General features: G+C 37.8%; 22 protein-coding genes and 1 tRNA gene. 14 read left to right on the forward strand and 9 right to left on the reverse strand.

The window, feature by feature from the left end:
* Positions 1-5: 5 nt before the first annotated feature.
* The 5 genes from ilvD to dcm all read right to left on the reverse strand — a co-directional run bounded on the left by ilvD (position 6) and on the right by dcm (position 7,415).
* On the reverse strand, positions 6-1,739 hold the full coding sequence (ilvD, locus tag RBU59_RS14935; RefSeq protein WP_308143321.1) for a dihydroxy-acid dehydratase: 1,734 nt from the start codon (positions 1,737-1,739) through the stop codon (positions 6-8).
* 459 nt (positions 1,740-2,198) lie between these two features.
* The gene (locus tag RBU59_RS14940; protein WP_308143322.1) at positions 2,199-3,089 is read right to left on the reverse strand and encodes a damage-control phosphatase ARMT1 family protein; all 891 of its coding nucleotides are present in this window, start codon (positions 3,087-3,089) and stop codon (positions 2,199-2,201) included.
* A 17-nt stretch (positions 3,090-3,106) separates the two neighbouring features.
* Positions 3,107-3,640, reverse strand: a complete 534-nt coding sequence (locus RBU59_RS14945) for a GNAT family N-acetyltransferase (RefSeq protein WP_308143323.1) — start codon at positions 3,638-3,640, stop codon at positions 3,107-3,109.
* Between the two features lie 50 nt (positions 3,641-3,690).
* A complete protein-coding gene (locus RBU59_RS14950) occupies positions 3,691-4,896 on the reverse strand; it encodes a restriction endonuclease (protein ID WP_308143324.1) in 1,206 nt (401 codons plus the stop codon).
* Positions 4,893-7,415: a DNA (cytosine-5-)-methyltransferase gene (gene dcm, locus RBU59_RS14955; RefSeq protein WP_308143325.1), complete on the reverse strand. Its 2,523-nt coding sequence runs from the start codon at positions 7,413-7,415 to the stop codon at positions 4,893-4,895. The genes RBU59_RS14950 and dcm overlap by 4 nt, the downstream gene beginning before the upstream one ends.
* A gap of 356 nt (positions 7,416-7,771) precedes the next feature.
* Here dcm and RBU59_RS14960 point away from each other — a divergent pair, with 356 nt between their 5' ends.
* Complete coding sequence (locus RBU59_RS14960) at positions 7,772-8,326, forward strand: sensor histidine kinase (protein ID WP_308143326.1); 555 nt, start codon at positions 7,772-7,774, stop codon at positions 8,324-8,326.
* 68 nt (positions 8,327-8,394) lie between these two features.
* Here RBU59_RS14960 and RBU59_RS14965 read toward each other — a convergent pair.
* The 4 genes from RBU59_RS14965 to trmB all read right to left on the reverse strand — a co-directional run bounded on the left by RBU59_RS14965 (position 8,395) and on the right by trmB (position 10,084).
* Positions 8,395-8,467, reverse strand: a tRNA-Lys gene (locus RBU59_RS14965).
* Between the two features lie 341 nt (positions 8,468-8,808).
* Positions 8,809-9,126, reverse strand: a complete 318-nt coding sequence (trxA, locus tag RBU59_RS14970; protein WP_308143327.1) for a thioredoxin — start codon at positions 9,124-9,126, stop codon at positions 8,809-8,811.
* A gap of 106 nt (positions 9,127-9,232) precedes the next feature.
* On the reverse strand, positions 9,233-9,373 hold the full coding sequence (locus RBU59_RS14975) for a hypothetical protein (RefSeq protein WP_308143328.1): 141 nt from the start codon (positions 9,371-9,373) through the stop codon (positions 9,233-9,235).
* A 75-nt stretch (positions 9,374-9,448) separates the two neighbouring features.
* Positions 9,449-10,084, reverse strand: coding sequence for a tRNA (guanosine(46)-N7)-methyltransferase TrmB (gene trmB / locus RBU59_RS14980; protein WP_308143329.1), 636 nt, complete (start codon positions 10,082-10,084; stop codon positions 9,449-9,451).
* 274 nt (positions 10,085-10,358) lie between these two features.
* Here trmB and RBU59_RS14985 point away from each other — a divergent pair, with 274 nt between their 5' ends.
* The 13 genes from RBU59_RS14985 (at position 10,359) to araD (ending at position 24,868) form a co-directional block, all read left to right on the forward strand.
* Positions 10,359-10,670 carry a hypothetical protein gene (locus RBU59_RS14985; RefSeq protein WP_308143330.1) on the forward strand — a complete coding sequence of 104 codons (312 nt, stop codon included), beginning with the start codon at positions 10,359-10,361 and terminating at the stop codon, positions 10,668-10,670.
* A gap of 15 nt (positions 10,671-10,685) precedes the next feature.
* Positions 10,686-11,720: a V0D/AC39 family V-type ATPase subunit gene (locus RBU59_RS14990; protein ID WP_308143331.1), complete on the forward strand. Its 1,035-nt coding sequence runs from the start codon at positions 10,686-10,688 to the stop codon at positions 11,718-11,720.
* A gap of 18 nt (positions 11,721-11,738) precedes the next feature.
* Entirely contained in the window at positions 11,739-13,637 is a 1,899-nt protein-coding gene (locus RBU59_RS14995; RefSeq protein ID WP_308143332.1) for a V-type ATP synthase subunit I, read from the forward strand.
* A gap of 14 nt (positions 13,638-13,651) precedes the next feature.
* The gene (locus RBU59_RS15000; protein WP_308143333.1) at positions 13,652-14,071 is read left to right on the forward strand and encodes an ATP synthase subunit C; all 420 of its coding nucleotides are present in this window, start codon (positions 13,652-13,654) and stop codon (positions 14,069-14,071) included.
* 19 nt (positions 14,072-14,090) lie between these two features.
* Entirely contained in the window at positions 14,091-14,399 is a 309-nt protein-coding gene (locus tag RBU59_RS15005; protein WP_308143334.1) for a V-type ATP synthase subunit F, read from the forward strand.
* Positions 14,400-14,433: 34 nt separating this feature from the next.
* On the forward strand, positions 14,434-15,003 hold the full coding sequence (locus tag RBU59_RS15010; protein ID WP_308143335.1) for a V-type ATP synthase subunit E: 570 nt from the start codon (positions 14,434-14,436) through the stop codon (positions 15,001-15,003).
* 57 nt (positions 15,004-15,060) lie between these two features.
* Positions 15,061-16,827: a V-type ATP synthase subunit A gene (locus RBU59_RS15015; protein WP_308143336.1), complete on the forward strand. Its 1,767-nt coding sequence runs from the start codon at positions 15,061-15,063 to the stop codon at positions 16,825-16,827.
* Between the two features lie 12 nt (positions 16,828-16,839).
* Positions 16,840-18,237: a V-type ATP synthase subunit B gene (locus RBU59_RS15020; RefSeq protein WP_308143337.1), complete on the forward strand. Its 1,398-nt coding sequence runs from the start codon at positions 16,840-16,842 to the stop codon at positions 18,235-18,237.
* Positions 18,238-18,640: 403 nt separating this feature from the next.
* The gene (locus RBU59_RS15025) at positions 18,641-19,264 is read left to right on the forward strand and encodes a V-type ATP synthase subunit D (RefSeq protein WP_308143338.1); all 624 of its coding nucleotides are present in this window, start codon (positions 18,641-18,643) and stop codon (positions 19,262-19,264) included.
* 285 nt (positions 19,265-19,549) lie between these two features.
* Positions 19,550-20,638, forward strand: a complete 1,089-nt coding sequence (locus RBU59_RS15030; protein ID WP_308143339.1) for a GntR family transcriptional regulator — start codon at positions 19,550-19,552, stop codon at positions 20,636-20,638.
* A 153-nt stretch (positions 20,639-20,791) separates the two neighbouring features.
* Positions 20,792-22,459, forward strand: coding sequence for a ribulokinase (gene araB, locus RBU59_RS15035; protein ID WP_308143340.1), 1,668 nt, complete (start codon positions 20,792-20,794; stop codon positions 22,457-22,459).
* A gap of 193 nt (positions 22,460-22,652) precedes the next feature.
* A complete protein-coding gene (gene araA / locus RBU59_RS15040) occupies positions 22,653-24,137 on the forward strand; it encodes an L-arabinose isomerase (RefSeq protein WP_308143341.1) in 1,485 nt (494 codons plus the stop codon).
* A gap of 23 nt (positions 24,138-24,160) precedes the next feature.
* The gene (gene araD / locus RBU59_RS15045; protein ID WP_308143342.1) at positions 24,161-24,868 is read left to right on the forward strand and encodes an L-ribulose-5-phosphate 4-epimerase; all 708 of its coding nucleotides are present in this window, start codon (positions 24,161-24,163) and stop codon (positions 24,866-24,868) included.
* Positions 24,869-25,005 lie beyond the last annotated feature (137 nt).

The raw sequence follows: 25,005 nt of genomic DNA on the forward strand, positions 1-25,005 counted from the left end.
GATGCTTATTTCATATATCCACCTTTCATTGGAGAAACCGCATGTTTGGCAAATATATTTAATACTCCGGATTTATATTTTTCTTCCATGGGAGCCCATTCCTTTTTACGTTCCTGTAATACTTTATCCACTTCTTCCAGGGAACAGCGTTTCCCGTCTATACCTACTATTTGTAAAATACGGTTTTCAATATCAATTTCTATTATATCGTTTTCCATTACCAATCCGATTGGTCCGCCCTCTGCTGCTTCAGGTGAAACATGACCTATCGCAGGGCCTTTAGATGCTCCCGAGAAACGTCCGTCCGTTATTAATGCTATGGATTTGCCAAGTTCAGGATCTGAGGATATAGCCTCTGTGGTATAAAACATCTCCGGCATACCGCTGCCTTTAGGTCCTTCATAACGGATCAGTACTGCATCACCCGGTTTAATCTCCTTGTTAATAATGGCAGCTATGGCATCCTCTTCACAATTAAACGGCCTTGCTCTTAATATTGCCTTATGCATCTCCTTAGGAACTGCCGAATGCTTAACAACAGAGCCTTCCGGCGCTAAGTTACCCTTTAAGACGGCAATTGTTCCATCTGTTCCGATGGGATTGTGAAAAGGCCTGATGATATCTTCCTTTTTACGTCCTACTTTCTCAAGATAAGAATAACATTTCTCGTAGTAACCGTTTTTCTTTAGATCTTCCAGATTCTCTCCTAAGGTCTTACCGGTAACCGTTTTTACATCAAGGTGAAGTTTATCTTTAATTTCCTCCATGATTGCAGGAACACCGCCGGCATAATAGAAATACTGGGCAGGCCACTTTCCTGCAGGTCGGATATCAAGCAGATAATGGGCACCCCTGTGAAGGCGGTCGAAGCTTTCACTGTCCAGTTCTAAACCAAACTCTCTGGCAATGGAGGGCATATGGAGCAGACAATTGGTGGAACCGGAGATTGCTGCATGAACCATTACTGCATTTTCAAAGGATTTCATAGTAACCATATCTCTTGGTTTCAATCCCAATTTAGCAAGATTTACAATCTGTTTTCCGACCTCAAACGCATAGGTGTTTAAATCCTCACACATAGCAGGCATTAAAGCGCTTCCCGGAAGCATAAGCCCTAAAGATTCAGCCATAATCTGCATACTGGAAGCGGTTCCCATAAAGGAGCAGGCTCCACAGGAAGGACAGGCATTGTGTTTGTAAAAAGTTAATTTTTCCTCCGTAATTTCACCGCGCTGGTACATGGCATTGTAAGCACCTATCTGCTCTAAAGTAAGCAGGTCAGGACCTGCATCCATAACACCTCCGGTTATCATAATAGAGGGAATATTAACCCTGCCGATTCCCATTAAGTGTGCCGGAACTCCTTTATCACAGCTGGCTACAAAGACACCTCCGTCAAAAGGTGTTGCACCTGCATGTATTTCAATCATATTAGCGATCATATCTCTGGAAACCAAGGAATAATTTATACCATCATGGCCTTGGGACATACCGTCACAAATATCTGTTGTAAAATATCTTGCGGCTTTTGCATCCATTTCATTAACACCTTTTACCGCACTGTCCACAAATTTTAATAAATGGGCACTTCCGGGATGACTGTCACCAAAGGTGCTTTCAATCATGATCTGTGGTTTGGATAAATCCTCTACACTCCATCCCATTCCTCTGCGCAAGGGATCTAATTCCGGTGCGATTTTTCTTAGTTTTTGACTTGTTAGGTCTTCATTTTTAATCATACTACTTTTTCCTCCGGTAAATATTTTATGTTGGCTGTATATTGATATCTGAACTTTAACTATTCTGAATTCCCTTAAAATCCAGGTATTTTGGGTTGTTTAAACAACGCTTTAAGATACCTCTATGTCGATTAATCATACCTGCCTAATTTAATAAAAGCGCTTTCCAAACCAGTCGCTATGAATTCTTCGTTAACTTTCATTATAGCAGACTCGATAAAAATACAAAATGTTTTTTTGTATTTAATTACATATGTAAATTATTAAATGTAAATTAATAATTATGTTACTGTTCACTCCCCTGCAAAAAGCAGCAGTTCCGCGAACAATAACACGCTTCGCGTTGCACACAAAACGTGAAGACAGCGTTTTGGCGCTGCAGTTCTCCGGTTTTCTGTGACTTTCGCTTCGCTACACTCACAAAAAACACGTCGCTTTTATTGGCCTGTGAACAGTATCTTAGTTATACTGTTTCATCGTATCCACCAGGTTTTTTTCATTGAGAAAAACCCCTTTAAACTTCTCTAATTGAAAGCGCCGTAAAAACCAGTCACATTTGCATAAAAATATATAATATATATTTAATCCGCAGCCGTTTAAGGTTTCAAAATTACCTTGCCCTTTTGAAATGATTAAGTCTGCTTTTTCAATTTTTGCTCTGGCTGATTCCTCTATTTTCTCCAAATAAGTACCCGGTACATCCAATCCGTTGCCCATTACCGGTACCAGTTCATCCAGTTTAACCAATTTAGCATCTTCTAATGTGGCATCATTTAAGATTGGCTTTCCCCGAACAATCACTGTTATATTAAGCTTTGGATATTGTTCTTTTATTATTTTAATAAGCAGCTTATCCAGAACGATCTCACCGCAGTTATCCGTTAGATAAACCAATTCTTTTGCCATGCTGATATCCTTTAAAAAAGCTTCATACTCTGTTTCGTTTATCTCTTCTTTATGAGCAGTCTCAAGCAGTGTCTCTAATTTATTATTATCTACGCTGCCCATGGCTCCAAAATCTATATAGTTTCCTACTCTTGCATATTTGATTGCTTCTAATAACCGGTCAGCGGAAGCGGTAATCTTATGGTATATAGCCTGTTCTTTTTGTAACATAAGGTTGTTATACTTTTCTTTTAACTCATCAAAACTGTACGAGGTTTTAAAAAAATCCAGATGAAGCCTGTTAATCCTGGCGGTAATTACCGGTGCTGCCAGGTCTTCAGAATCTGTAATTATTTTTAAAACATTTTTCATATATTCAGCTTTTTTAACTTCATCCTGACATTTTTCAACATTTTCCATCTGTCTTTTTATCATGCAATACATGCAGTATGCTCCAAGTTTCATGGTGTCCCCTTTCCTCATTAAACTTTATTTTGGATTTCCATATCATAAAGGTACCAGGTTTCCTCTTTGTAAAGAAAAGGTTCTTCCCGGAGCCTGACATCCGTAAATCCAACTGCATAATAACAATTATGGGCTGCCCCATTTCGATCAAAGACAACAAGGGTAGCTTTTTTAACTTTTAATATCTCAAAAGCATATTTTACTGCAAGAAATACCATCTCTTTCCCGTAACCTCTGCCCCGGATTTCAGGATTCATAATAATAAAACCAAAATGAACACTATCTTTTTCGTAATCCGCATTTCTCATTAATAAATGCCCGGCCGGTGTACCACTCTCATCCAATGCTGTAAAACTCCAGGCATTTTCCTCTTTATCATAAGTTTCTTTATATTGCATTAACTGTTCTTCGGTAAGAGGATAAGAAAATTTATTGGCACACCACATAGTAAAAATACGCTCCTCTTTGGCCCAATCTAATATATATGGTATATCACTTATTTTAAACGGTCTTAAACGAAGCATATCCATCATCCTTTCTTTAAAAAACAAAGGTATAACCCCCTTAACTTTGATTAAGATGTTATCCTTTGCTTTTCCACCTAATAAAAGTAATCAATCGTCTGTAATACGGCATTAAAATCCAAAAGTTCTATATCGTTAAATTTATCTGTATTCAATCCTGTATTTAATATCTTCATAAAGTCCTCAAAATTATAAATAGGATTAACCTTTTCATCGGTCAGATTTTCTTTGATTGTTCCGGCCTTGGCGATCAGACATTGATATTGGTATTCTTTATTAATGTATTTCGTATTATTTTCCGGATGGGCATAAACAAAATGCTGGGTCGGAGTTAAGGCAATCAGATTTTCTAAGTAATCTGCAATTTCCGGATGTTCGGAGACCGGGAAGATGTGGTGTATCTGACTGGCCAGATCCACCATATGACGTTCCTCATAAACTTCACTTTTACCGTCCCTGTATGTATCATTGTATTGTCTGACAATCTTTTTGGCTTTTTGAATTTTATAATCAGCCATTTTATTATCCGGCTTTAATGTTGCTTCATACTCTTCCCTGGTTTTCTCCTTCGGTTTTTCCGAATAAAGATCTCTCCAGTTTTTCTGATTATACATGAGCATATCCTGAGTAATAATGTCTTTCGATATGCTGCCTTTTACCGTACCAAACTTCCGGTATTTACATGCCAGGGGATTTAATACTTTTATAAATATCCGGTTACATTCCACTTCTCCGTTAATAGGCGTGTATTTTATGGTGAAATCAGAAAATCCCTTCTTCATACTTAAGAATGTATTCTTATTCGGAGTATGAAAAAAAACATCAAATAAATAATAGATGCCACTGTCTCTGAGAACTTTCTCAATATACAGGTATAGAAACAAAAAAGCATTTCTTTCCCGGATGCTGATATATTCTAATACTTCCCGATTCCCTACGGTATAATAATTTCTCCCGCTTCTGGTATCACAGTTTAAAATCTTACTATAACCAAGGAGTTTTATCGGTTGTCCAAACCACTTATCATATTCATTTTGTGCCGCATGTTCCGGGTTTGGCTTACGAAAGATCTCCTGAACGTTCTCTATGGTATAGGGACTGTGCCAAATATCACCTACCGCAAACTCTTTATCAAGATCCGATTTGGTATGTTCCAGTATACAGTCCGCGATTAAAGATATTACATCCATGGTGCACTTCTGATCGATCCATCTTGCATCATGGCTTTTCCGTATATCGTAATCATACTGGTTCAAAAAGTTTCTTATTAACTCTTCACTCAAATTATGTCTTCCTCCTTAGCAAGTCTACCGAACCAGAAGCAGCTGTTACTGTCCACATTTAAAGATCTGGTTTGATAATTTCGTGCTATTTTATAAAATTCCCGGTACTCCCCGGTGGAAAAATATTTCATTTGATATTCTGTAAGGTCAACCGGCTTTTTCGGAATTAATATAGCCACAGAACCGTTTACTATAATATCCGGTTTCATTTTGGTAACTCTTGGCTTATAGGTCATATTAGGTGTCAAATATACGTTCAAGTCATTAAAATACTTATAAACTGCCAGTTTCTCGGCTTCCGTTCTCTCCATATAGGCATCATAGCCTTCTATAGCCAGGATTTCTGTTCCGTCATCACTGATATTTCTGGACTTTAAGACCCGTATAAAACCCTTTTTCTTTTCCAAAATACTATTCGTATTGGTTATCTGCCTGTCACGGAATACACTAAAAATATTAAACTCCATTTTCTTTGCTATTTTATCAAAAAAAGTATTCCTGTAGATAATCCAGTAAGGAAATCGATTGTCAAAAATATAGTTTTGCTTTTGTTCCAATTCGATATTTAAGGTTAATGATTTAATTTTTGTTTTGTATGGTTTATTTCTCGTATTAACCAGAATACAGATAGTCTCCACCAGAACTCCTTTAAAACCATTTTCTCCGAAATCTATTATCCCCTCGACCCTTAACTGCTCCAGCATTTTTCTTGTGGTTTCGAATTCAGGGGTGTTAAGTAATGCCTTGGGTGTTATCATCGCAACAAAATCACTTGTCTGGACCGCTTTCTCAAGAAAAAATTCATATAAATTAGTTGTAGCCTTATTAACATTAAACTCCATGTAATCCTTAACGTCAGTTGCCTTCATCTTCGTAAACGGCGGATTTCCAATGGTTAAGTCGTAGTGTTTCTCCCTGTATTTCAGGGAATCCGTATTGACAAACTTAAGGTGAATATTATCAGGGATCTCCATCTTCTCCAATAATAATTTAAGAATCTCCAGAGCATCTTTATCTATGTCTACCACATCAATATTAACACTGGGAATACTTTCATATTTTTTAAAAATAAACGGGAGGAAATTTCCGACACCTACCGATGGCTCTATTACATGGATTTCTTCTTTTTCAAAATCCGGTAATTCTTTGAATATTTCATTGACAATAAATTTATTGGTAAAATAAGCTGAATTATTTTCTCTCTTTGAATTCACTAGCTCAGCAATTCTTGCTAAGGTAGCATTTCCCAGGTTTAATTCATTCTGCTTAATAAATTTTTTTAATTTTTTTATACTTTTAAGGTCATAATTTATAATAATCTTATTGATTTCCTGAGCCGATAAATGATTTTGCGTAATGAATTTCTTAATATTGCAGGCGATCTGATAGAAAATTGTAGTAGGTACTGCTTCCCCGATGCTTTGCCTGATATTAATTTCTTCTTTCTTAAGCAAAGCCGATTTCTCCTCAAGGGATAGTTTATTTAATTTCTTAAGCTCCATATCACACCATTTAAAGTCGTAGGGAATTGTCATTAACTCCATTAATTCCCGGATAGTAAATACCCTGTCTTCCTTCGGGTGTACTGTATTCTGACTGGCTAACTGATCATTTCTGGTGTGAATGCAGGGAGCAACTTTACTCCATACCTGCCTGGTGTATTTATCTCCGTTCTTTCTCTGATTCTGAACGATGGTATTATTAATCACTTTATGAGGCCGTTTCTCAACCTCTTCATTATCAAAGGCACTTTCTCCTTCTTTTAAATCATGAATCCACTTCCGCATTTCTTCCGGATAGGTTCTGAACTGATGATAGAAATCCTCCGGTGCGAATTGTCCCCAGTCTAATTCCGGTAAATGACCGATCACATCCCTTAAAACTTTTTCCTGCCTGTAAGTCGGAAACAGCTCAACAGGGGCAATAAATTCAGCCAGATGTTTTTCCACTCCGATTACTACGGTTCTTGTTCTGGAGGAGTTGGCACCATAATTCTTAAAGTTAAGAATCTGGTTCATTATTATGTAGTCCGTTCCTAACTCTTCCATTATAACCTGGCCTATCGCTTTAATACTGCCGTCCGGAGCCGTACAGCCGGTTTTCCAGAACGCAGATACATTCTCAAACAGAAAGAAACGGGGTTTAATCTTTTTAATGATTTCCACACTTTCAACCACTAAACTGTTTCTTATTATTTCATTATCGGCTTTTTTATGATTGGCAACAGACATACCCTGACAGGGAGGTGTCGCAATTACTACATCTACTTTATCATTACCCTCGGATTCCCATTTCTTAATCTCGTTAAAGATTAATCCTTTGGTTTCTTCTTTTGTAATATCCCCTTCAATATAACCATCGGGGTACTTACATTTTTTATTAATCTTTTGAATATTTAATCTCCGATGAATGAGTTCATTTGTAGCTATACACTCAAAACCTGCCTGCTTAAACCCATAGCAGCCTACCCCTGCAGATGAAAATAAGCTTATGTATGTTAAAGTATTATTTGCTATCATTCTAATTACCTCTTTATTCAAGTTTTTATCCTTGTTGTTTTTAATGTGTATATCTCTTCCTTTTAGCTAAATTTCTCCCTGCAAAGATATGTTCGATTTTTATGTTTCTATTATAGCAACTTTTTTCGTAATCAACAAGCTTGTTTCTTATAAGCTAAAAATTACCGAAAAAATTAAAGGCCCTATGTAATCCAAAGATAAGCCAACATAACATCCTAATGTTACACAGTTTTTGACGACTACCGCTTTGCCCAAACGAAATAAAAAAAATACCTACATTACTGTAAGTATTTGTGTTAAAAATATAGGATTATTGGCTAGGCAGTGTATCCAGAATCTCAGGTACTCATAAATGAGTGTTTCGGGAACCTGTTTATAATACCATAAAAAATCATTTACAGACTATTGAAAAATTGTATCAAAATTCTAAATTTCAAGAAGCAGAAATTTATCAAACAAAATTATATGAGGAAATAAATAAAAGCAGTACCAAAATATACACTCTAAATACAGCGTTAAATATTATCCTTAATGATAAAATTGAGACCGCCGGTAAATATCAAATTCAAATCAGCTTAAAAATGGACAATGACCTTAAATTTATGACTGACTATGATATTGTAGTTGTTTTTGGTAACTTATTTGATAATGCAATTGAAGCCTGTTCAAAATTAACGCAGAAAGAAAAATATATCGAACTAAATATAATAAAATATAATAACTACCTTAATATAATAAATATAATTAATCCTCTTGAAATACCGGCAGAAAAAAGATTATCAAACAATCATCAGGGATTAGGTCTGATTAACGTAAAATCTATTGTTGAAAAATATAATGGCAATATGAATATTTATACTAACCATGAGAGGTTTGAAGTTAATATTCAACTCCTCTCTCCTCAAATCTAAAACTTTTTTTCCGCACAAAAAAGCCCCTACCCAGCAGCTCCTACGTCTGCCAAACAAGGACTTTACAGTGCGCCTCCAGGGGTTCGAACCCTGGACACCCTGATTAAGAGTCAGGTGCTCTACCAACTGAGCTAGAAGCGCTTACGTTATGTCTTGAACGCAAAAATCATTATACTTGATAGCTTAACAAATTGCAAGCATATTTTTATATTTTTTTAAGATTTTTTTACGAATTATTAAAAATAAGATAATTTTCTACACCAATAAACATAATAAGCCTCAATTCTTGTAGCTGATAACTCTTAAAATTTCAATAAAATTGCTTTAAAAGGACACTTAAGATTCAATCATCTTGTATATGCCTTTCATTATAGACACCGCTTTCAATTTAACATTTTAGAAAATTATGGCTTACCCTTCGAAATAAAAATCAATTGACATAGGTCCGTATTACCGAACCTATGTCAACGGCTTTTAAGTGCCTATTTATATTGATCCAGTTTCTCAACAACTTTTGATTTTGGTACAGCACCAACGATCGTATCCACTACTTCGCCATTTTTCAAAATTAATAAGGTGGGTATGGACATAACCCTATACTTACTGCTGGTACCCTGTGCTTCATCCACATTAAGTTTGCCCACTTTAACTTTACCGTCATATTCGTTTGCAATTTCTTCAATAACCGGAGCCATCATTTTACATGGTCCGCACCAGTCTGCATAAAAATCAACCAATACCGGCAGTTCAGATTTTATTACCTCTGATTCAAAGTTTTCATCTGTAAATTTTAATTCCATTATCTTTCCTCCTTAGATTAACAATCTGATTAATTTTAACTCTTCCTGTTATATAGCATGCCACAGGCAAATCAGAATATGCACCACGATACCATGGCTAAATTTATCAGTTTTTAGGTTTCTGTTTACCTTTGGTAATTAAACCTGCAACTTCATCCCAGGAACGTTTTACAAGAACCGCTTTTTTATTCAGTTCAACATTACCGCTTAAAGCTTTTGAAAGCTGCATTTTAAATGAATTTTTCATGCCATCTCACCCGAATCTTCCTTTTGTTATACTTATTATATGAGATGTCAAGATATTACTCTACTTCTTTCAACCTTATCGGTAGGCTTCTAATCTGTGAATGGGATTTCCCATTGACGAGAACTTTTCTTCATATTCGGTTTTTACGTTGCCCTCGGCGTATTCACTATGATGTAAATCATAGGTAAAGTTGCGTAATTTCCACCCCGCTGTTTCCACCTGCTCCAGAGAAAAATCAAATAAAATGCGATTATCTGTTTTAAAAATAACTTCTCCGTCCGGTTTTAAAAATTTATCGTATTTGGCCAAAAATTCCTTTGAAGTAAGTCTTCTTTTAGCATGACGGTCTTTCGGCCAGGGATCAGAAAAGTTTAGATATATTCTTTCTATCTCATTTTTATCAAATATATCATTAATATATTCTGCATCAAAACGTATCAGCCATAGATTCTTTAGTTCTGATTCTTTTCTCTTTTCGACTGCGCGGATTAAAACACTGGAGTACTTTTCAATACCAATATAATTAATATCCGGATTTAAAAGTGCAAGCTGAACTAAAAACTTTCCTTTACCCATACCAATTTCTATATGAATCGGATTATCATTTTCGAAAAATTCATTCCATTTTCCCTTTAAATTTTCAGGATCATGCACCACATATTCATTTGCCGCTATTACTTCCCTGGATCCTGTTACATTCCTTAATCTCATAAAGCTTCCCATACCTTTCCATTAAAATTCTATTATAAAGGGATAAACAATTCCTTCTACCCGAATCGAAAGATAAAATACCGTTTTACATTATAACATAGTGTTAGAGAAAAACAATTAAAATATTAATTTGTGCAATTTAACTATGGTAATTTGCGGAAAATATAGTAATATATATACATATTATTAAATTGATTTAACGGGTAAGTTTTACTTACTTTAAACCGATTGACGTAAGACAGCGTCATGTCGAAAGGTGTGAAGGGTGAGAAATATGGAAAGAGTAATTAATCTATTATATGATATTGAAGAAAAGGCAAATCAAATCGTCAAGCGGGCCAACGAAGAAAAAGCTAAATTACACGAAAAACTGCAAGAAGACATGGAATCCCTGGATAAAAAAATAACTGCTGATAATGCCTTAAAACTGGAACAATTAAAGGTTCAGGCGGAAAAGGAATTAAATCAGGAAATGGAAAACTTAACTAACGATTGTATAAAACATATCGCTTTCATGGATGAAAATTATCAAAAGAATCACACATCCCTTACAGATAGAATAGTTAACGAGGTAATAAGTTCATAAAAAAGGAGGAAACTGATGGGTAATTTATTATCTTATGGCGGAATTGTTACTAAGATTCGGGCAATGCAGGCTAATCTGATACATTCTGAGGATTATCAGGTCATTGCCAATTTAGAATCAACGTCTGAATTTATCGCATTTCTAAAAAACCACCCCGGATACCGGGAAATATTTTATAATTATGATGAACATGTGTTACATCGCGGACAGGCAGAAAAGGTTTTTATAAACGGCTTGTATCAGGATTTTTCTAAAATATATGAGTTTGCTGATCTGGAACAAAGAAATGATTTAAATTTAATTTTCTTTCGTTATGAGGTTGATGTTTTAAAGTCTTGTCTGCTAATGATTTATGCTAACATCAAAGATTATACTTTGGATATATTCACTCCTTTTTTTGACCGTCATTCCAATATAGATATTAAAACTTTGACTTCCTCCCAATCTATAACGGAATATATTAATAATTTAAAAGATACCCCTTATTATTCTCTGTTAAATAACCTGTCCACTACCCAGCCTCCGACCCCTTTTGATTGTCAGATGCAGCTGGATATATACTATTTTAAAAAAGCCTGGCAATTAAAAGATAAACTTCTAAAAGGAGAAAATCAATCGGCTTTCACTCACCGGCTGGGCTCAGAAATTGACCTGCTTAACGTTCTGTGGTTATATCGTTCTAAAAAGTACTTTAATGTACGCTCTACCGACTCTTACGCCTATGTTATACCAATAACATATAAACTAACCAAAGCAAAACTGGTGCAGCTTATGGATGCAGCATCTATTGAAGAATTTATCACCTTAATCAAAGCAACTCATTATGAACCTCTTATATCCTCCATGGCAGATGGCTCTATGGAAAACACCTGTCAGAAGCTGATTGAAAAAATATATAAAGACAATTCGTCCTTATACCCGGCTTCCATGTCACCGGTCAATTATTATTTGTACCAGAAACAAACGGAAATCCGACGTCTGATTACAGCACTGGAATGCATTCGATATAAGCTTGGTCCCCAGGAAACTTTAAAATACGTTCTGACTTAATTTAGAGGAGGTGAAATAATGATTGAAAAAATGAAATTTCTAAGCATCACCGGGCCGAAAAGTGATTTTGACCGTGTGGTAAATATTTATCTGAACAAATATGAAATACATCTGGAGAATGCTTTATCCGAACTTAAATCGGTACATGATTTAAAACCTTTTATAGAGATAAATCCTTATAAGGATGTCCTTCTAAAAGCAGAAGACCTTGTTGACAAATTTGATAATAAGGTTCCGGCTGTAGTTAACAGTTTATCTCCCGGTGCCGCTTCTGATCTGATTTATTCCCTTTCGGCCGAACTGGAGGAATTGGATAAAAGAAAAAATGAATTAAAGGAGGAGCGGGAGCACCTTAGGGATTTGCAGTCAAAAATAATTCCGTTTCGTCATCTGGATTATGAGATTAATAAAATATTAAATTTTAAATTTACAAAATTCCGTTTCGGTAGAATTTCACATGAATATTTTAATAAGTTTTCCAGGTATGTATATGATAATTTAACTACACTATTTTTTGAATGTGACAGTGATGCAGAATATATCTGGGGTGTTTACTTTGTTCCTGCTGCCTATTCCGTTAAGATAGATGCCATCTATTCCTCACTGCATTTTGAACGGATTTATCTGCCTGCCGAATACGAGGGCACACCGGAGGAAGCATATAAATTAATTTCTGACAAGCTGGATACAGTCCTTGATAAGATTAAAGAAATTTCTGCACAGGAAAAAGAAAAACTAATAAATAGATCAGATGATATTCTTCTGGCTTATGACACTTTAAGTACTTTTTCTAAGAATTTTGATGTAAGGAAATTAGCTGCCTGCACTAAATCCTCCGACAGTGACTTATTTTATTTTATATTATGCGGTTGGATGACGGAGGATAATACCCGCTCTTTCTTAAAAGAAATTGAAAATGACCCCAATGTTTATTGCTTATCGGAGGACAATCATGAAGACATGATTACAAAACCTCCTACCAAACTGAAAAACATACGGCTTTTCAGACCTTTCGAAATGTTTATTAAAATGTATGGCCTGCCTGCCTATAATGAAATTGATCCTACTTCTTTCGTTGCCATTACCTATTCAATGCTTTTCGGTATTATGTTTGGCGACGTCGGACAAGGGCTTTGCCTCGTTATCGGCGGAACACTGATTTATAAATTTAAGAAGATGAATCTTGCCGCTATTATAGCTACTGCCGGGATTTTCTCTACCATTATGGGATTTTTATATGGAAGTATCTTTGGTTTTGAAGATGTTATTCCTCACTTGTGGTTAAGTCCAATGGATAACGTAATGACCGTCTTAATGGCCGCTGTCGGTTTTGGTGTTATATTAATCTTAATCTCAATGATACTTAACATAATAAACGGCATTAAAGCAAAAGATACCGAAAAAATATTTTTTGATACCAATGGTTTTGCGGGGCTTGTTTTTTATGGTGCAGCCATAACCTGTGTCCTGCTCCTATATAACGGAAAACATCTTCCTGCTGCCATTATTTTAATCCTGTTTTTTGCTGTTCCGTTACTGCTCATATTTTTCAGGGAACCCCTTTCTCATATTGTGGAAAAGAAAACGAAAATATTTCCGGATAATAAAGCCATGTTTTTTATAGAATCTTTTTTTGAATTATTTGAAATTCTGTTAAGTTATGTGACTAACTCTATTTCTTTCCTTAGGGTTGGTGCATTTGCTTTAAGCCATGCAGCAATGATGGGGGTGGTTATGTTATTAGCGGGTGTCGAATCCGCCAATCCGAATATTTTTATTTTAGTATTAGGCAATGCATTCGTTGCCGGCATGGAGGGCCTTATCGTAGGCATCCAGGTCCTGCGTCTGGAATATTATGAAATGTTCAGCCGTTTTTATAAAGGAAACGGCAAAGTTTTTAAACCATACAACCATTAAAGGAGGTCTATATTATGTTGTTAAAAATAACTTTCATTGCAGCATTGATTTTAAGTATTATGATACCCTTCGGTGCATTTTTACTGGGTGAAAAGAAAAAAGGCAATTTAAAAGCAGCTCTTGCCTGCAATGCTTTATTTTTCTTTGGTTCCTTAATAATAGCTGACATTTTATTATGGAACGGCCAGGTTTTTGCTGCTGATACTAACACAGTTACCGCTTCCGCTACAGATGGATGGAGGTACATGGCTGCCGCACTTGCCACCGGTTTATCCTGTATCGGCGGCGGAATCGCTGTTGCCTCGGCAGCCTCTGCCGCATTAGGTGCGATGAGCGAAGATTCCAGTATTATGGGTAAAGCTCTGATTTTTGTTGCTTTGGCAGAAGGAATTGCCCTTTACGGATTAATTGTTTCTTTTACCATCTTAGGTTAAGCCTTAAGGAGGGAATCCTATGCGAATGTTTCTCATCAGTGATAATGTGGATACCTATACCGGAATGCGCCTTGCCGGAGTAAACGGTGTGGTTATACATTCAAGAGATCACTTAAAACAGCAGCTTGATACGGTGCTGACAGACAAAACCATCGGAGTTGTATTAATAACCGAAAAACTAAGTGCAGAATTTCCGGATATTATTAACGACGTAAAATTAAACCGGAAGCTGCCTCTGATCGTGGAAATACCGGACCGGCACGGAACCGGACGGAAACCTGATTTCATTACTTCTTACGTAAATGAAGCGATAGGGATAAAGATATAGGCTCTTGCGTAAATTTAAAGGAAGGAGACTCCGTATGACTTTAGATGAAAAATTAGATCAATTTTATCATGCTGCCATAGATAGTGCTACAAATCAAAATGTTCAGATCGTAGAAGAATATAAGAAATCTCTTAAGGAAATCTATGATGAATATAAAAAAGAAGCCGAAAGAAAAGCCGAAGCTCTTTACCAGGGAGAATCTGAAAAACTGCTTCAGGAGAAAAACCGTACCCTTTCCGCGGAAGCTATCAAGTTGAAACGAAAAATCAGTGATAAATCTGCGGAATTATCGGAAAAACTGTTTGCGGAAGCAACCGAAAAATTAAAAGGGTTCATAAACTCACCGGATTACTTTAATCTTCTTTGCAAGCAAATCAGTGAAGCCATGAATTATGCCAATGGAGAAGATATGACTATTTATATAAATCCCTCGGATGAAGGTTTAAAAACCTCTTTAGAGGATAAAACAAAAGCCTCCTTAACCATCAGCAACAGGGATTTTATCGGAGGTATCCGGGCTGTAATCCATGAAAGAAATATATTGATTGACAATTCGTTTTTAACAAAATTAGAAGAGTTGAAAAACTCATATGTAATTCAATAGCTGGCACTTATTTGCAAGTGCCTAATTAAGCCTCAAAAGAAAGGAGATATTCCATTTATGAATAAAACGGGCTTAATCTTTGGCATTAACGGACCAATTGTATACGTATCAGGAAATCAGAGTTTTAAAATGGGGGAAATGGTCCTGGTCGGTAAGCAAAATTTAGTGGGTGAAGTAATCGGGCTTACCAAAAAAGAAACAACCATCCAGGTATATGAGGAAACCTCCGGACTAAAACCGGGGGAAGAAGTGACGTCTACCGGTGCCGCTATCTCCGTAACCCTTGCTCCTGGAGTTATCAGTAATATTTTTGACGGCATAGAACGTCCCTTAAAAGAAATTCAATCCCGCTCCGGCATCTATATAACACGCGGTATCAGTGTAGAACCCCTGGATATAACTAAACTGTGGGATGTCCATATTACCGTTAAAACCGGAGATGAGCTATATGGCGGCGGAATTTTTGCCGAAGTACCTGAAACCCCGGCGATACTGCATAAAGCCATGGTCCCACCCGGAATGTCGGGTATTGTCACAAAGGTTGTTTCTGATGGTAAATATACCATTAATGATCCGATTATTACTTTAAAAGATTTCCAAGGAGAGGAAAAGATACTAACTTTAACACAAAAGTGGCCGATTCGTGTCCCAAGACCGGTAAATAAGCGCTTCTCTTCAGACCGGCCGTTAATTACCGGTCAGCGGATTCTGGATACCTTGTTTCCCATAGCAAAAGGAGGTACCGCTGCCATACCGGGCGGATTCGGCACAGGAAAAACCATGACTCAGCATCAACTGGCCAAATGGTCGGATGCGGACATTATTATTTACATTGGATGCGGCGAACGGGGAAATGAAATGACGGAAGTTTTAGAAGATTTCTCAAAACTGGTCGATCCGAAATCAGGTAATCCTCTCCTTGACAGGACCACCCTTATCGCCAATACCTCCAATATGCCCGTTGCTGCCAGAGAGGCCAGTATCTACACCGGTATCACTCTGGCCGAGTATTACCGTGATATGGGGTATCATGTAGCCATCATGGCTGATTCCACCTCACGTTGGGCAGAAGCCTTAAGGGAATTATCCGGACGTCTGGAAGAGATGCCGGCGGAAGAAGGTTTTCCGGCCTATTTAGCTTCCCGTTTATCCGGCTTTTATGAAAGAGCCGGATTTATGGAGAACTTAAATGGCACCGAGGGAAGCGTCTCCATTATAGGTGCTGTATCTCCCCAGGGGGGCGACTTCTCTGAACCGGTTACCCAAAATACCAAGCGGTTTGTCCGTTGTTTCTGGGCCCTCGATAAATCTTTGGCATATGCCAGACATTTTCCGGCAATTCAGTGGCTTACCAGTTACAGTGAATATTTATCCGATCTCTCCCCCTGGTATACGGCAAATGTAGGAAATGACTTTGTAGACTGCAGAAATCAGCTGCTTAGTATCCTAACTCAGGAAAGCCAGTTGAATGAGATCGTTAAATTAATCGGAAGCGATGTGCTTCCGGATGATCAGAAACTGATTCTGGAAATTGCACGAGTCATACGTTTAGGTTTTGTTCAGCAGAATGCCTATCATCCCTCCGATACCTTTGTGCCATTAATAAAACAGCTTAAAATGATGCGGACCATACTGTATTTGTATACCAAAACCAAACAATTAATTGCTATGGATATGCCTATGTCAGTATTAAAGCAGGAAGATATATTTGAAAAGATTATTTCCATAAAATATGATGTGTCCAATGAGGAATTGGATAAATTCGACCAATACAGGATTATGATCGATGAATTTTATCAACAGGTCTTACTTAAAAATGCGTAAGGAGGAGATCCTATGTCAATTGAATATCTGGGTCTTAGTGAAATTAACGGCCCCTTAATTGCTCTGGAAGGGATTCGTGATGCATCTTATGATGAAATCGTAGAGTTATCCGTAGAGGGTAAGAAAAAGATAGGCAGAATTATTGAAGTATATGAAGATAAGGCAGTAATCCAGGTGTTTCAGGGAACGGAGGATATGTCTTTAAATAATACCCATACTAAATTAACCGGACATCCAATGGAAATGGCCCTTTCAGAGGATATATTAGGCCGTATTTTTAACGGTGTGGGGCAACCCATTGACGGCCTGGGTAATATTATCCCAGAACAAAAGCGGGACGTAAACGGACAGCCTCTTAATCCCTGCGCCAGGGAATATCCTCGTAATTATATTAAAACCGGAATATCTGCCATCGACTGTCTTACTACCCTTATCAGAGGACAAAAGCTTCCTATATTTTCCGGTAATGGTCTTCCCCACGATCAGCTGGCTGCCCAGATCGTAAGACAGGCATCCCTTGGTGAAAACAGTGACGAGGAGTTTGCTATTGTATTCGCCGCAATGGGTGTTAAGCATGACGTAGCGGATTTTTTCCGCCGTGCCTTTCTTGACAGCGGGGCCAGTTCCCATGTGGTCATGTACTTAAATCTTGCTAATGATCCGGTAGTGGAAAGGTTGATTACTCCCAGAGTGGCCTTAACGGCTGCAGAGTATCTGGCATTTGAAAAAGGGAAACACATCCTGGTTATTTTAACGGACGTAACTTCATTTGCAGAGGCAATGCGTGAGGTCTCTTCTTCTAAAGGAGAAATCCCAAGCAGAAAGGGTTATCCCGGTTATTTATACAGCGAACTTGCCACTCTTTATGAACGTGCCGGAATCGTGAGAGGTTCTAAGGGTTCCGTCACCCAGATACCTATTCTTACCATGCCAAATGATGATATAACACACCCGATACCCGATCTTACCGGGTATATTACCGAGGGGCAGATTGTATTAGACCGTACCTTGCATCAGAAAGCTATTTACCCTCCCATTAGTATTCTCCCTTCACTTTCCCGTTTAATGAAAGACGGCATTGGGCTTGGATATACCAGAGAGGACCATCAGGATCTGGCTAATCAGCTGTTTTCTTCCTATGCCCGGGTTGGTGAAGCCAGAAATTTAGCAAGCGTTATCGGTGAGGATGAATTATCTCCCGCAGATAAAAAGTATCTTGAATTCGGTACCGCCCTGGAACAGGAATTCATTGCCCAGAATCGTAATGAAGACCGCTCCATTCTTGATACCTTAAATAAAGGCTGGAAGCTGTTATCCATCCTGCCAAGAGAAGAATTAGACCGTGTTGATACAAAAATATTAGAGCAGTATTACCATCCTTCTACGGATATATATCCGGACTCGGAATAAATAGGTATTTTCGGAACTGCAGTGGGCAACTGAAACTAGAAACAAGTATCAATTGTATGGCATATTCAAAAAAGCCATATAATTTTGCAATTGCCTATATAGATTCGAGTCTCAAAAGCCATACAAATAATCCACATTCGTCGATTTGCATATCTATAACTCAACATTAGCGCGATGCAGAATATAGTTCGATGAATAACTGTATGAAGTCGTTGGTACTTAGGTCCTGTATTTTGATGCCTTTTTACCACTTCGTACTTCATCCAAGTGAGAGCGTGTTATGAATGAACTATATTCTGCATCACATGGTCATAATATTAATTGTGCAAATTGATGAAGCCAAAGTATAAAATTGACCTTTTGGCACTCGAATCCAATATAAGATATATGAAAGGAGGTTTCTATGGACCCTAATAATTTTCCTACTAAAGGTAACTTAATATTAGCCAAAAACTCCTTAGCTCTGGCAAAACAAGGTTATGATCTAATGGACAAGAAACGTAATATCTTAATCCATGAATTATTGGAATTAATTGATAAAGCCAAAAACATTCAATCTGAAATTGACATTACCTTTAACGCTGCCTACCAGGCGCTGCAACGGGCTAATATTGAGATGGGTATACGTAATGTAGAAGATTTGAGCAGTACCGTACCTGAGGAGACTTCCATTTTGATTAAACAGCGCAGTATTATGGGAACCGATATCCCCTTGGTTGAATTTAACAAAACCGATAATAAACCGACTTATTCTTTTTATAATACCAGGATATCCTTAGATGAAGCGGCCAGTCATTTTAAAAAAGTAAAAGAATTAACTTTAAGACTTGCTATGATAGAGAATTCTGCTTACCGGCTGGCTGCTAATATTAAGAAAACCCAAAAAAGGGCTAATGCTTTAAAAAATATAACCATACCTTATTATACTGGATTATCCAGAGAAATCCAGTATTTTCTAGAGGAACGGGAAAGAGAAGAATTCACTCGGTTAAAAGTAATAAAACACCGGCGTATATCTAGCTCATGACCTATGAATTACCAAAATTTAACTTTGTCTAATATGACACCTTTGTAATGGGCATTTAAACAGCTCATTATCCTGGTTGCTTCTCTTATGGTCATCCTTAGAACGCTTGATTGGAATTTAAATATTTATAAGTTAAGGGAACAATTATCTCTTTCCCTTAACTTATATTTTTGAATAATGTATTAACTTATAGTACACTTTTTATACTTGTATTTACAACCTGGTAATTTTATAGTAAAATGATAAGAATGAATTACCTATACCAGAGAAGAACGCGGTGCATATATGAACAATAATGAGCTTTCCAAACATGCGGTACTTAGTTTATGGATTAAAAAAAATATCGCTGATAATACCTTTAAAATCGGAGATAAGATTCCATCCGAGAACGAATTGGCTTCCCGGTTTATGATTAGCCGCCAGACGGTCAGACAGGCAATCGGTACACTGGTTGCCGAGGGTATTCTCATCAGAGAACATGGAAGAGGAACTTATGTAAATTTTCCGGTCAAAAAAGAACCTGCCGATAAAACCAAACGAATTGGTGTTATTACGACATACCTGGATGATTATGTATTTCCCGGCATTATTCACGGGATTGAAGAAGTTTTAACCGACAGCGGTTATACCATGTCCCTGGGAATTACTCACAATAAGCCCTCCGATGAGGAAAATTGCCTGCTCCAGATGATGCAGAGCGGAGTGGATGCTTTCATAGTAGAAGGCACGAAATCAGCTCTTCCAAACTTCAATAAACGGCTTTACGAACAAATAAAAGAGAACCAGATTCCAACCGTGTTTATAAACGGCTATTACAGCGGTTATAACGATTCCTACATTATATTGGATGATGTAAAAGCCGGTGAAATGGTAGCGGATGTTCTGATACAAAACGGTCATAAATGCATAGGCGGCTTTTATAAATCTGATGACTTTCAGGGCATTAAGCGGTATGAGGGTTTATTAAAAGCACTTAAAAAGAATAACCTTACCATAAATGATACCTCTATTATATGGTATACCACTGAAGATTTTAAATATTACTTTGAAGGTTCCATGGATCATATTATTATGGATCGGCTTTCTGAGGTTACTTCCGTAGTTTGTTACAATGACCTGGTTGCGGCTTCCTTAGTACGTCTCTTAAAGCGCAATGGGAAAAACATTCCTGACGACATATCCATAGTTAGTTTTGACGACTCTTTTTTATCCAAACAAATGGTCCTTAATTTAACCTCTATTGTTTATCCTGCAAAAAAAGTGGGAAAGAAAGCTGCGCAAATCATATTACAACAGCTTAATGTATCAACTAAACCGGAACATGTGGTTTTGGATCCTGTTTTAAAAATCCGGGATTCGGTAAAAAAATTGTAATTTATATTACTTGCTTTTTCAGGTATTTTCATATAAAATAAAAATACATTAACTTGTACGTACATCTTCATCTGCGTACCCTGTGAATCTATTTGCAAGGAGCTACATAACTCCTTAACAAACTATATTTATTTTATTTAGGAGGTATTTTATATGCCAAAGTATTCAATTGGTGTGGATTTTGGTACATTATCCGGGCGGGCATTGCTGGTTAATGTAGAAACCGGGGAAGAATTAGCAGATGCTACATACGAATATCCCCATGGAGTAATGGATGAAACATTACCGGATGGCAGGAAGCTGCCTCCTGACTGGGCTCTGCAGCATCCTGCTGACTACCTGGATGTATTTGGGTCTACCATACCTGCCGTATTAAAACAATCAGGTGTATCAGCAGAAGATGTTATCGGTATCGGCATTGATTTTACGGCTTGTACCATTCTTCCCGTTAAAGCCGACGGAACCCCTCTTTGCCTGCTGGAGAAATACATTAGTGATCCTCACGCCTATATAAAATTATGGAAACATCATGCAGCACAGGATAAAGCCAATAAATTGAATCAGATTGCAACCGATTTGAATCAGGACTGGTTAGCCAGATATGGCGGAAAGATTTCTTCCGAATGGATGTTTCCTAAAATCTGGCAGATTTTAGATGAAGCCCCTTATATTTATAATGAAGCTGATTTCTTTATGGAAGCAGCCGATTGGGTAATCTGGCAATTAACCGGTGTTCAGACAAGAAATTCCTGTACCGCAGGTTATAAAGCAATGTGGCATAAACAAAACGGATACCCGGATAAGTCTTTCTTTAAAGCTCTGGATCCAAGACTGGAAAATGTAGTTTATGATAAATTAAACTGCCCGATTACTCCACTTGGTTCAAAAGCCGGAGAAATTACGGAAAAGGCAGCAAATCTGACCGGACTAAAAGTTGGTACTGCCGTTGCGGTTGCCAATGTGGATGCTCATGTTACCGTCCCTGCTGTTACAATAGACGGCCCGGGTAAATTACTGGCTATTATGGGTACCTCTACCTGCCACATTCTATTAAGTGATGAAGAACATAACGTTCCTGGAATGTGCGGTGTTGTAGAAGACGGTGTATGCCCCGGTTTCTTTGGTTACGAAGCCGGTCAGTCCTGTGTAGGTGACCACTTTGCCTGGTTTGTTGAAAATTGTGTAAGTAAAGAATATTACGATGCAGCTAATGCAGAAGGCCTTAATATTCATCAATATTTAACACAAAAGGCAGAACAATTAAAACCCGGACAGAGCGGTTTAGTTGCTCTTGACTGGTGGAATGGCAACCGCTCCGTATTAGTAGATGTAGATTTAACCGGTATGATATTAGGTATGACGCTTCAAACGAAACCGGAAGAAATGTACCGGGCGTTAATTGAAGCAACGGCTTATGGTACCAGAAAAATTATTGAGACTTTCCGTGCAAACGGCGTACCGGTAGATGAATTTTATGCATCCGGCGGAATTTCCCTTAAAAATCCTATGGCTATGCAGATTTATGCTGATATTATTCAGATTCCTATTAAAATCGGCGGAACAACCCAGGGTCCTGCTCTTGGCAGTGCAATCTTCGGTGCCGTTGCAGCCGGTTCTATTAATGGCGGATATGATGATGTCTTTAAAGCAGGCAGTGTAATGGGCAAACTTCGTGATACCATTTATACACCAATCCAGGAGAATGCTGAAGTCTACGATTTATTGTACGCCGAGTATTCCAAATTACATGATTATTTCGGCCGTGGTGAAAATGATGTAATGAAACGGTTAAAAGAGATCAAAAAACAACAGAGTGTCTAATGATTTAAAGATAAAACCGGATAAACACCACCCATGTTTAACCGGTTTTATCTTAATAATCTGTATAGCTGCCCCGTAGTGGTAAGTATATTAATTTAGTTTATAATATGATTCAAGCGTCAAAAAAGTTAGATAGTTGTACGTACTTTAATAATTACACTGATACTTAATTACACGATAGGAGGTATAATTTATGTCAGCAATAAAAGGTTATGAATTCTGGTTTATTACAGGTTCTCAGCACCTTTACGGTCCGGAGACTCTTAAAAAGGTTGCTTCCCACTCTCAGATAATTGCTAAAGGTTTAAATGATTCAGGTAATATACCATGTTCCGTAATTTATAAACCCATTGTTACCACTCCGGATGAAATTACAAAAGTAATCAAAGAAGCAAATTATGATGAAAAATGCGCCGGTATCATTACCTGGATGCATACATTTTCACCTTCTAAAATGTGGATTAATGGATTATCCGTTTTAGAAAAACCATATTGCCATTTTCATACCCAGTTTAACCGTACGATTCCCAATGAAGAAATTGATATGGACTTTATGAATTTAAACCAATCTGCCCATGGAGACAGAGAACATGGTTTTATCGGAACCAGAATGCGTATACCTCGTAAAGTTGTAGCAGGTTACTGGGAAGATGACGATGTTCAGAAAAAAATCGGAAACTGGATGCGTTCAGCTGTTGGTGCGATTATAAGCAAAAATCTGAAAGTAATGCGTTTCGGAGATAACATGCGTCAGGTTGCCGTAACTGAGGGCGATAAGGTGGAGGCACAGATTAAGTTAGGCTGGCAGGTTAATACCACCGCGGTTGGTGATCTGGTACTGGAAATTAATGCCGTAACAAAAGAACAAGTGGATTCTTTAATAAAAGAATATCAGGAAAAATACATCCTCGCGACCGATAATATGGAGGCTGTCCGTTATCAGGCCAAATTAGAGATTGCCATGAAAAAGATGCTGCTGGAAGCCGGCTGCGGTGCCTACACCAACACCTTTGAAGACCTGCATGGTATGGAACAATTACCCGGCCTTGCCAGTCAGAGATTAATGGAAGCCGGTTTTGGATACGGCGGAGAGGGAGACTGGAAAGTATCAGCCATGACCCATATTATGAAACAGATGGCGGATGGTCTAAACGGCGGAACTGCTTTTATGGAAGATTACACTTATGATTTGACCAAAGGTAATGAGTTATCCTTGGGAGCACATATGTTGGAAGTATGCCCTACCCTCGCAGCGGATAAACCAAGAATTGAGGTACATCCACTTGGTATCGGAGGCAAAGCCGATCCTGCACGCCTGGTATTTGAGGGCCATCCCGGTCAAGCTATTGTAACCTCCTTAGTGGATATGGGCGGACGTTTCCGCTTAATTGTACAGGATGTTGAAGCTGTTAAACCTATCTATGAAATGCCAAATCTTCCGGTTGCCCGAGTTATGTGGAAAGCGATGCCGGATCTTAAAACCGGTGCAGAATGCTGGATCTTAGCCGGAGGAGCTCACCATACGGTATTTTCCTATGATTTAACTGCTGAACAGATGCAGGATTTTGCTGAAATTATGGGCATTGAATACGTTCACATTTGTAAAGATACTACTATAGAAGGATTAAAACAGCTGTTATTTTTACAGGATATTGCGTTTCGCAGTTACCTAAAATGAATATAACCCGGAAAGGAAAACCCATGTTAGAAAAATTAAAAAAACAAGTATTTGAAGCAAACATGTTATTGCCCAAATATGGGCTGATAACATTTACCTGGGGGAATGTCTCAGGAATTGACCGAGAATCCGGTTATATCGTAATTAAACCATCCGGTGTGGAATATGACGTTATGAAAGCAGACGATATGGTTGTTGTAGATTTAAACGGTAACCGCGTAGAAGGAGATTTAAATCCTTCCTCCGATACGGCAACCCATCTGGAGTTGTATAAAGCATTTCCCGGTATCGGTGGAATTGTACATACCCATTCCCGTTGGGCAACTACGTTTGCTCAAGCCGGGCAGGGAATCCCTGCTCTTGGCACTACTCATGCCGACTACTTTTACGGAGAAATTCCCTGCACCCGTAAAATGACTCCGGATGAGATCAGCTCCTCCTATGAAAAGGAAACCGGTAATGTAATTATTGAACGTTTTCAACAAGGTGATATTAAAGCAGAAGATGTTCCGGGGGTCGTTGTATACAGCCATGGACCATTTACCTGGGGAAACGATCCGCATAATGCTGTTCATAATGCTGTCGTTCTGGAAGAAGTTGCATTTATGGCATGGCATAATCTTGTTCTTTCCGGCGGTACTATACCACCTATGCAGCAAGAACTATTGGATAAGCATTACTTACGGAAGCACGGTAAAAATGCTTATTATGGACAGAAAAACACCAAATAACAATAAGTAATTATAGAAATTACTAAATTAAAGTAAAAACACGACGGGAAATTTTATTTATTAAGCAGTAATGAAAGCATTAAGGTTATACCGCTATTAACAAAAGAGGGACATCAAAAATTATTTTAATAAAATAA

Origin of the sequence: Anaerocolumna sp. MB42-C2 (assembly GCF_030913705.1) — a bacterium.
In the GTDB taxonomy this organism is placed as follows: domain Bacteria; phylum Bacillota; class Clostridia; order Lachnospirales; family Lachnospiraceae; genus Anaerocolumna.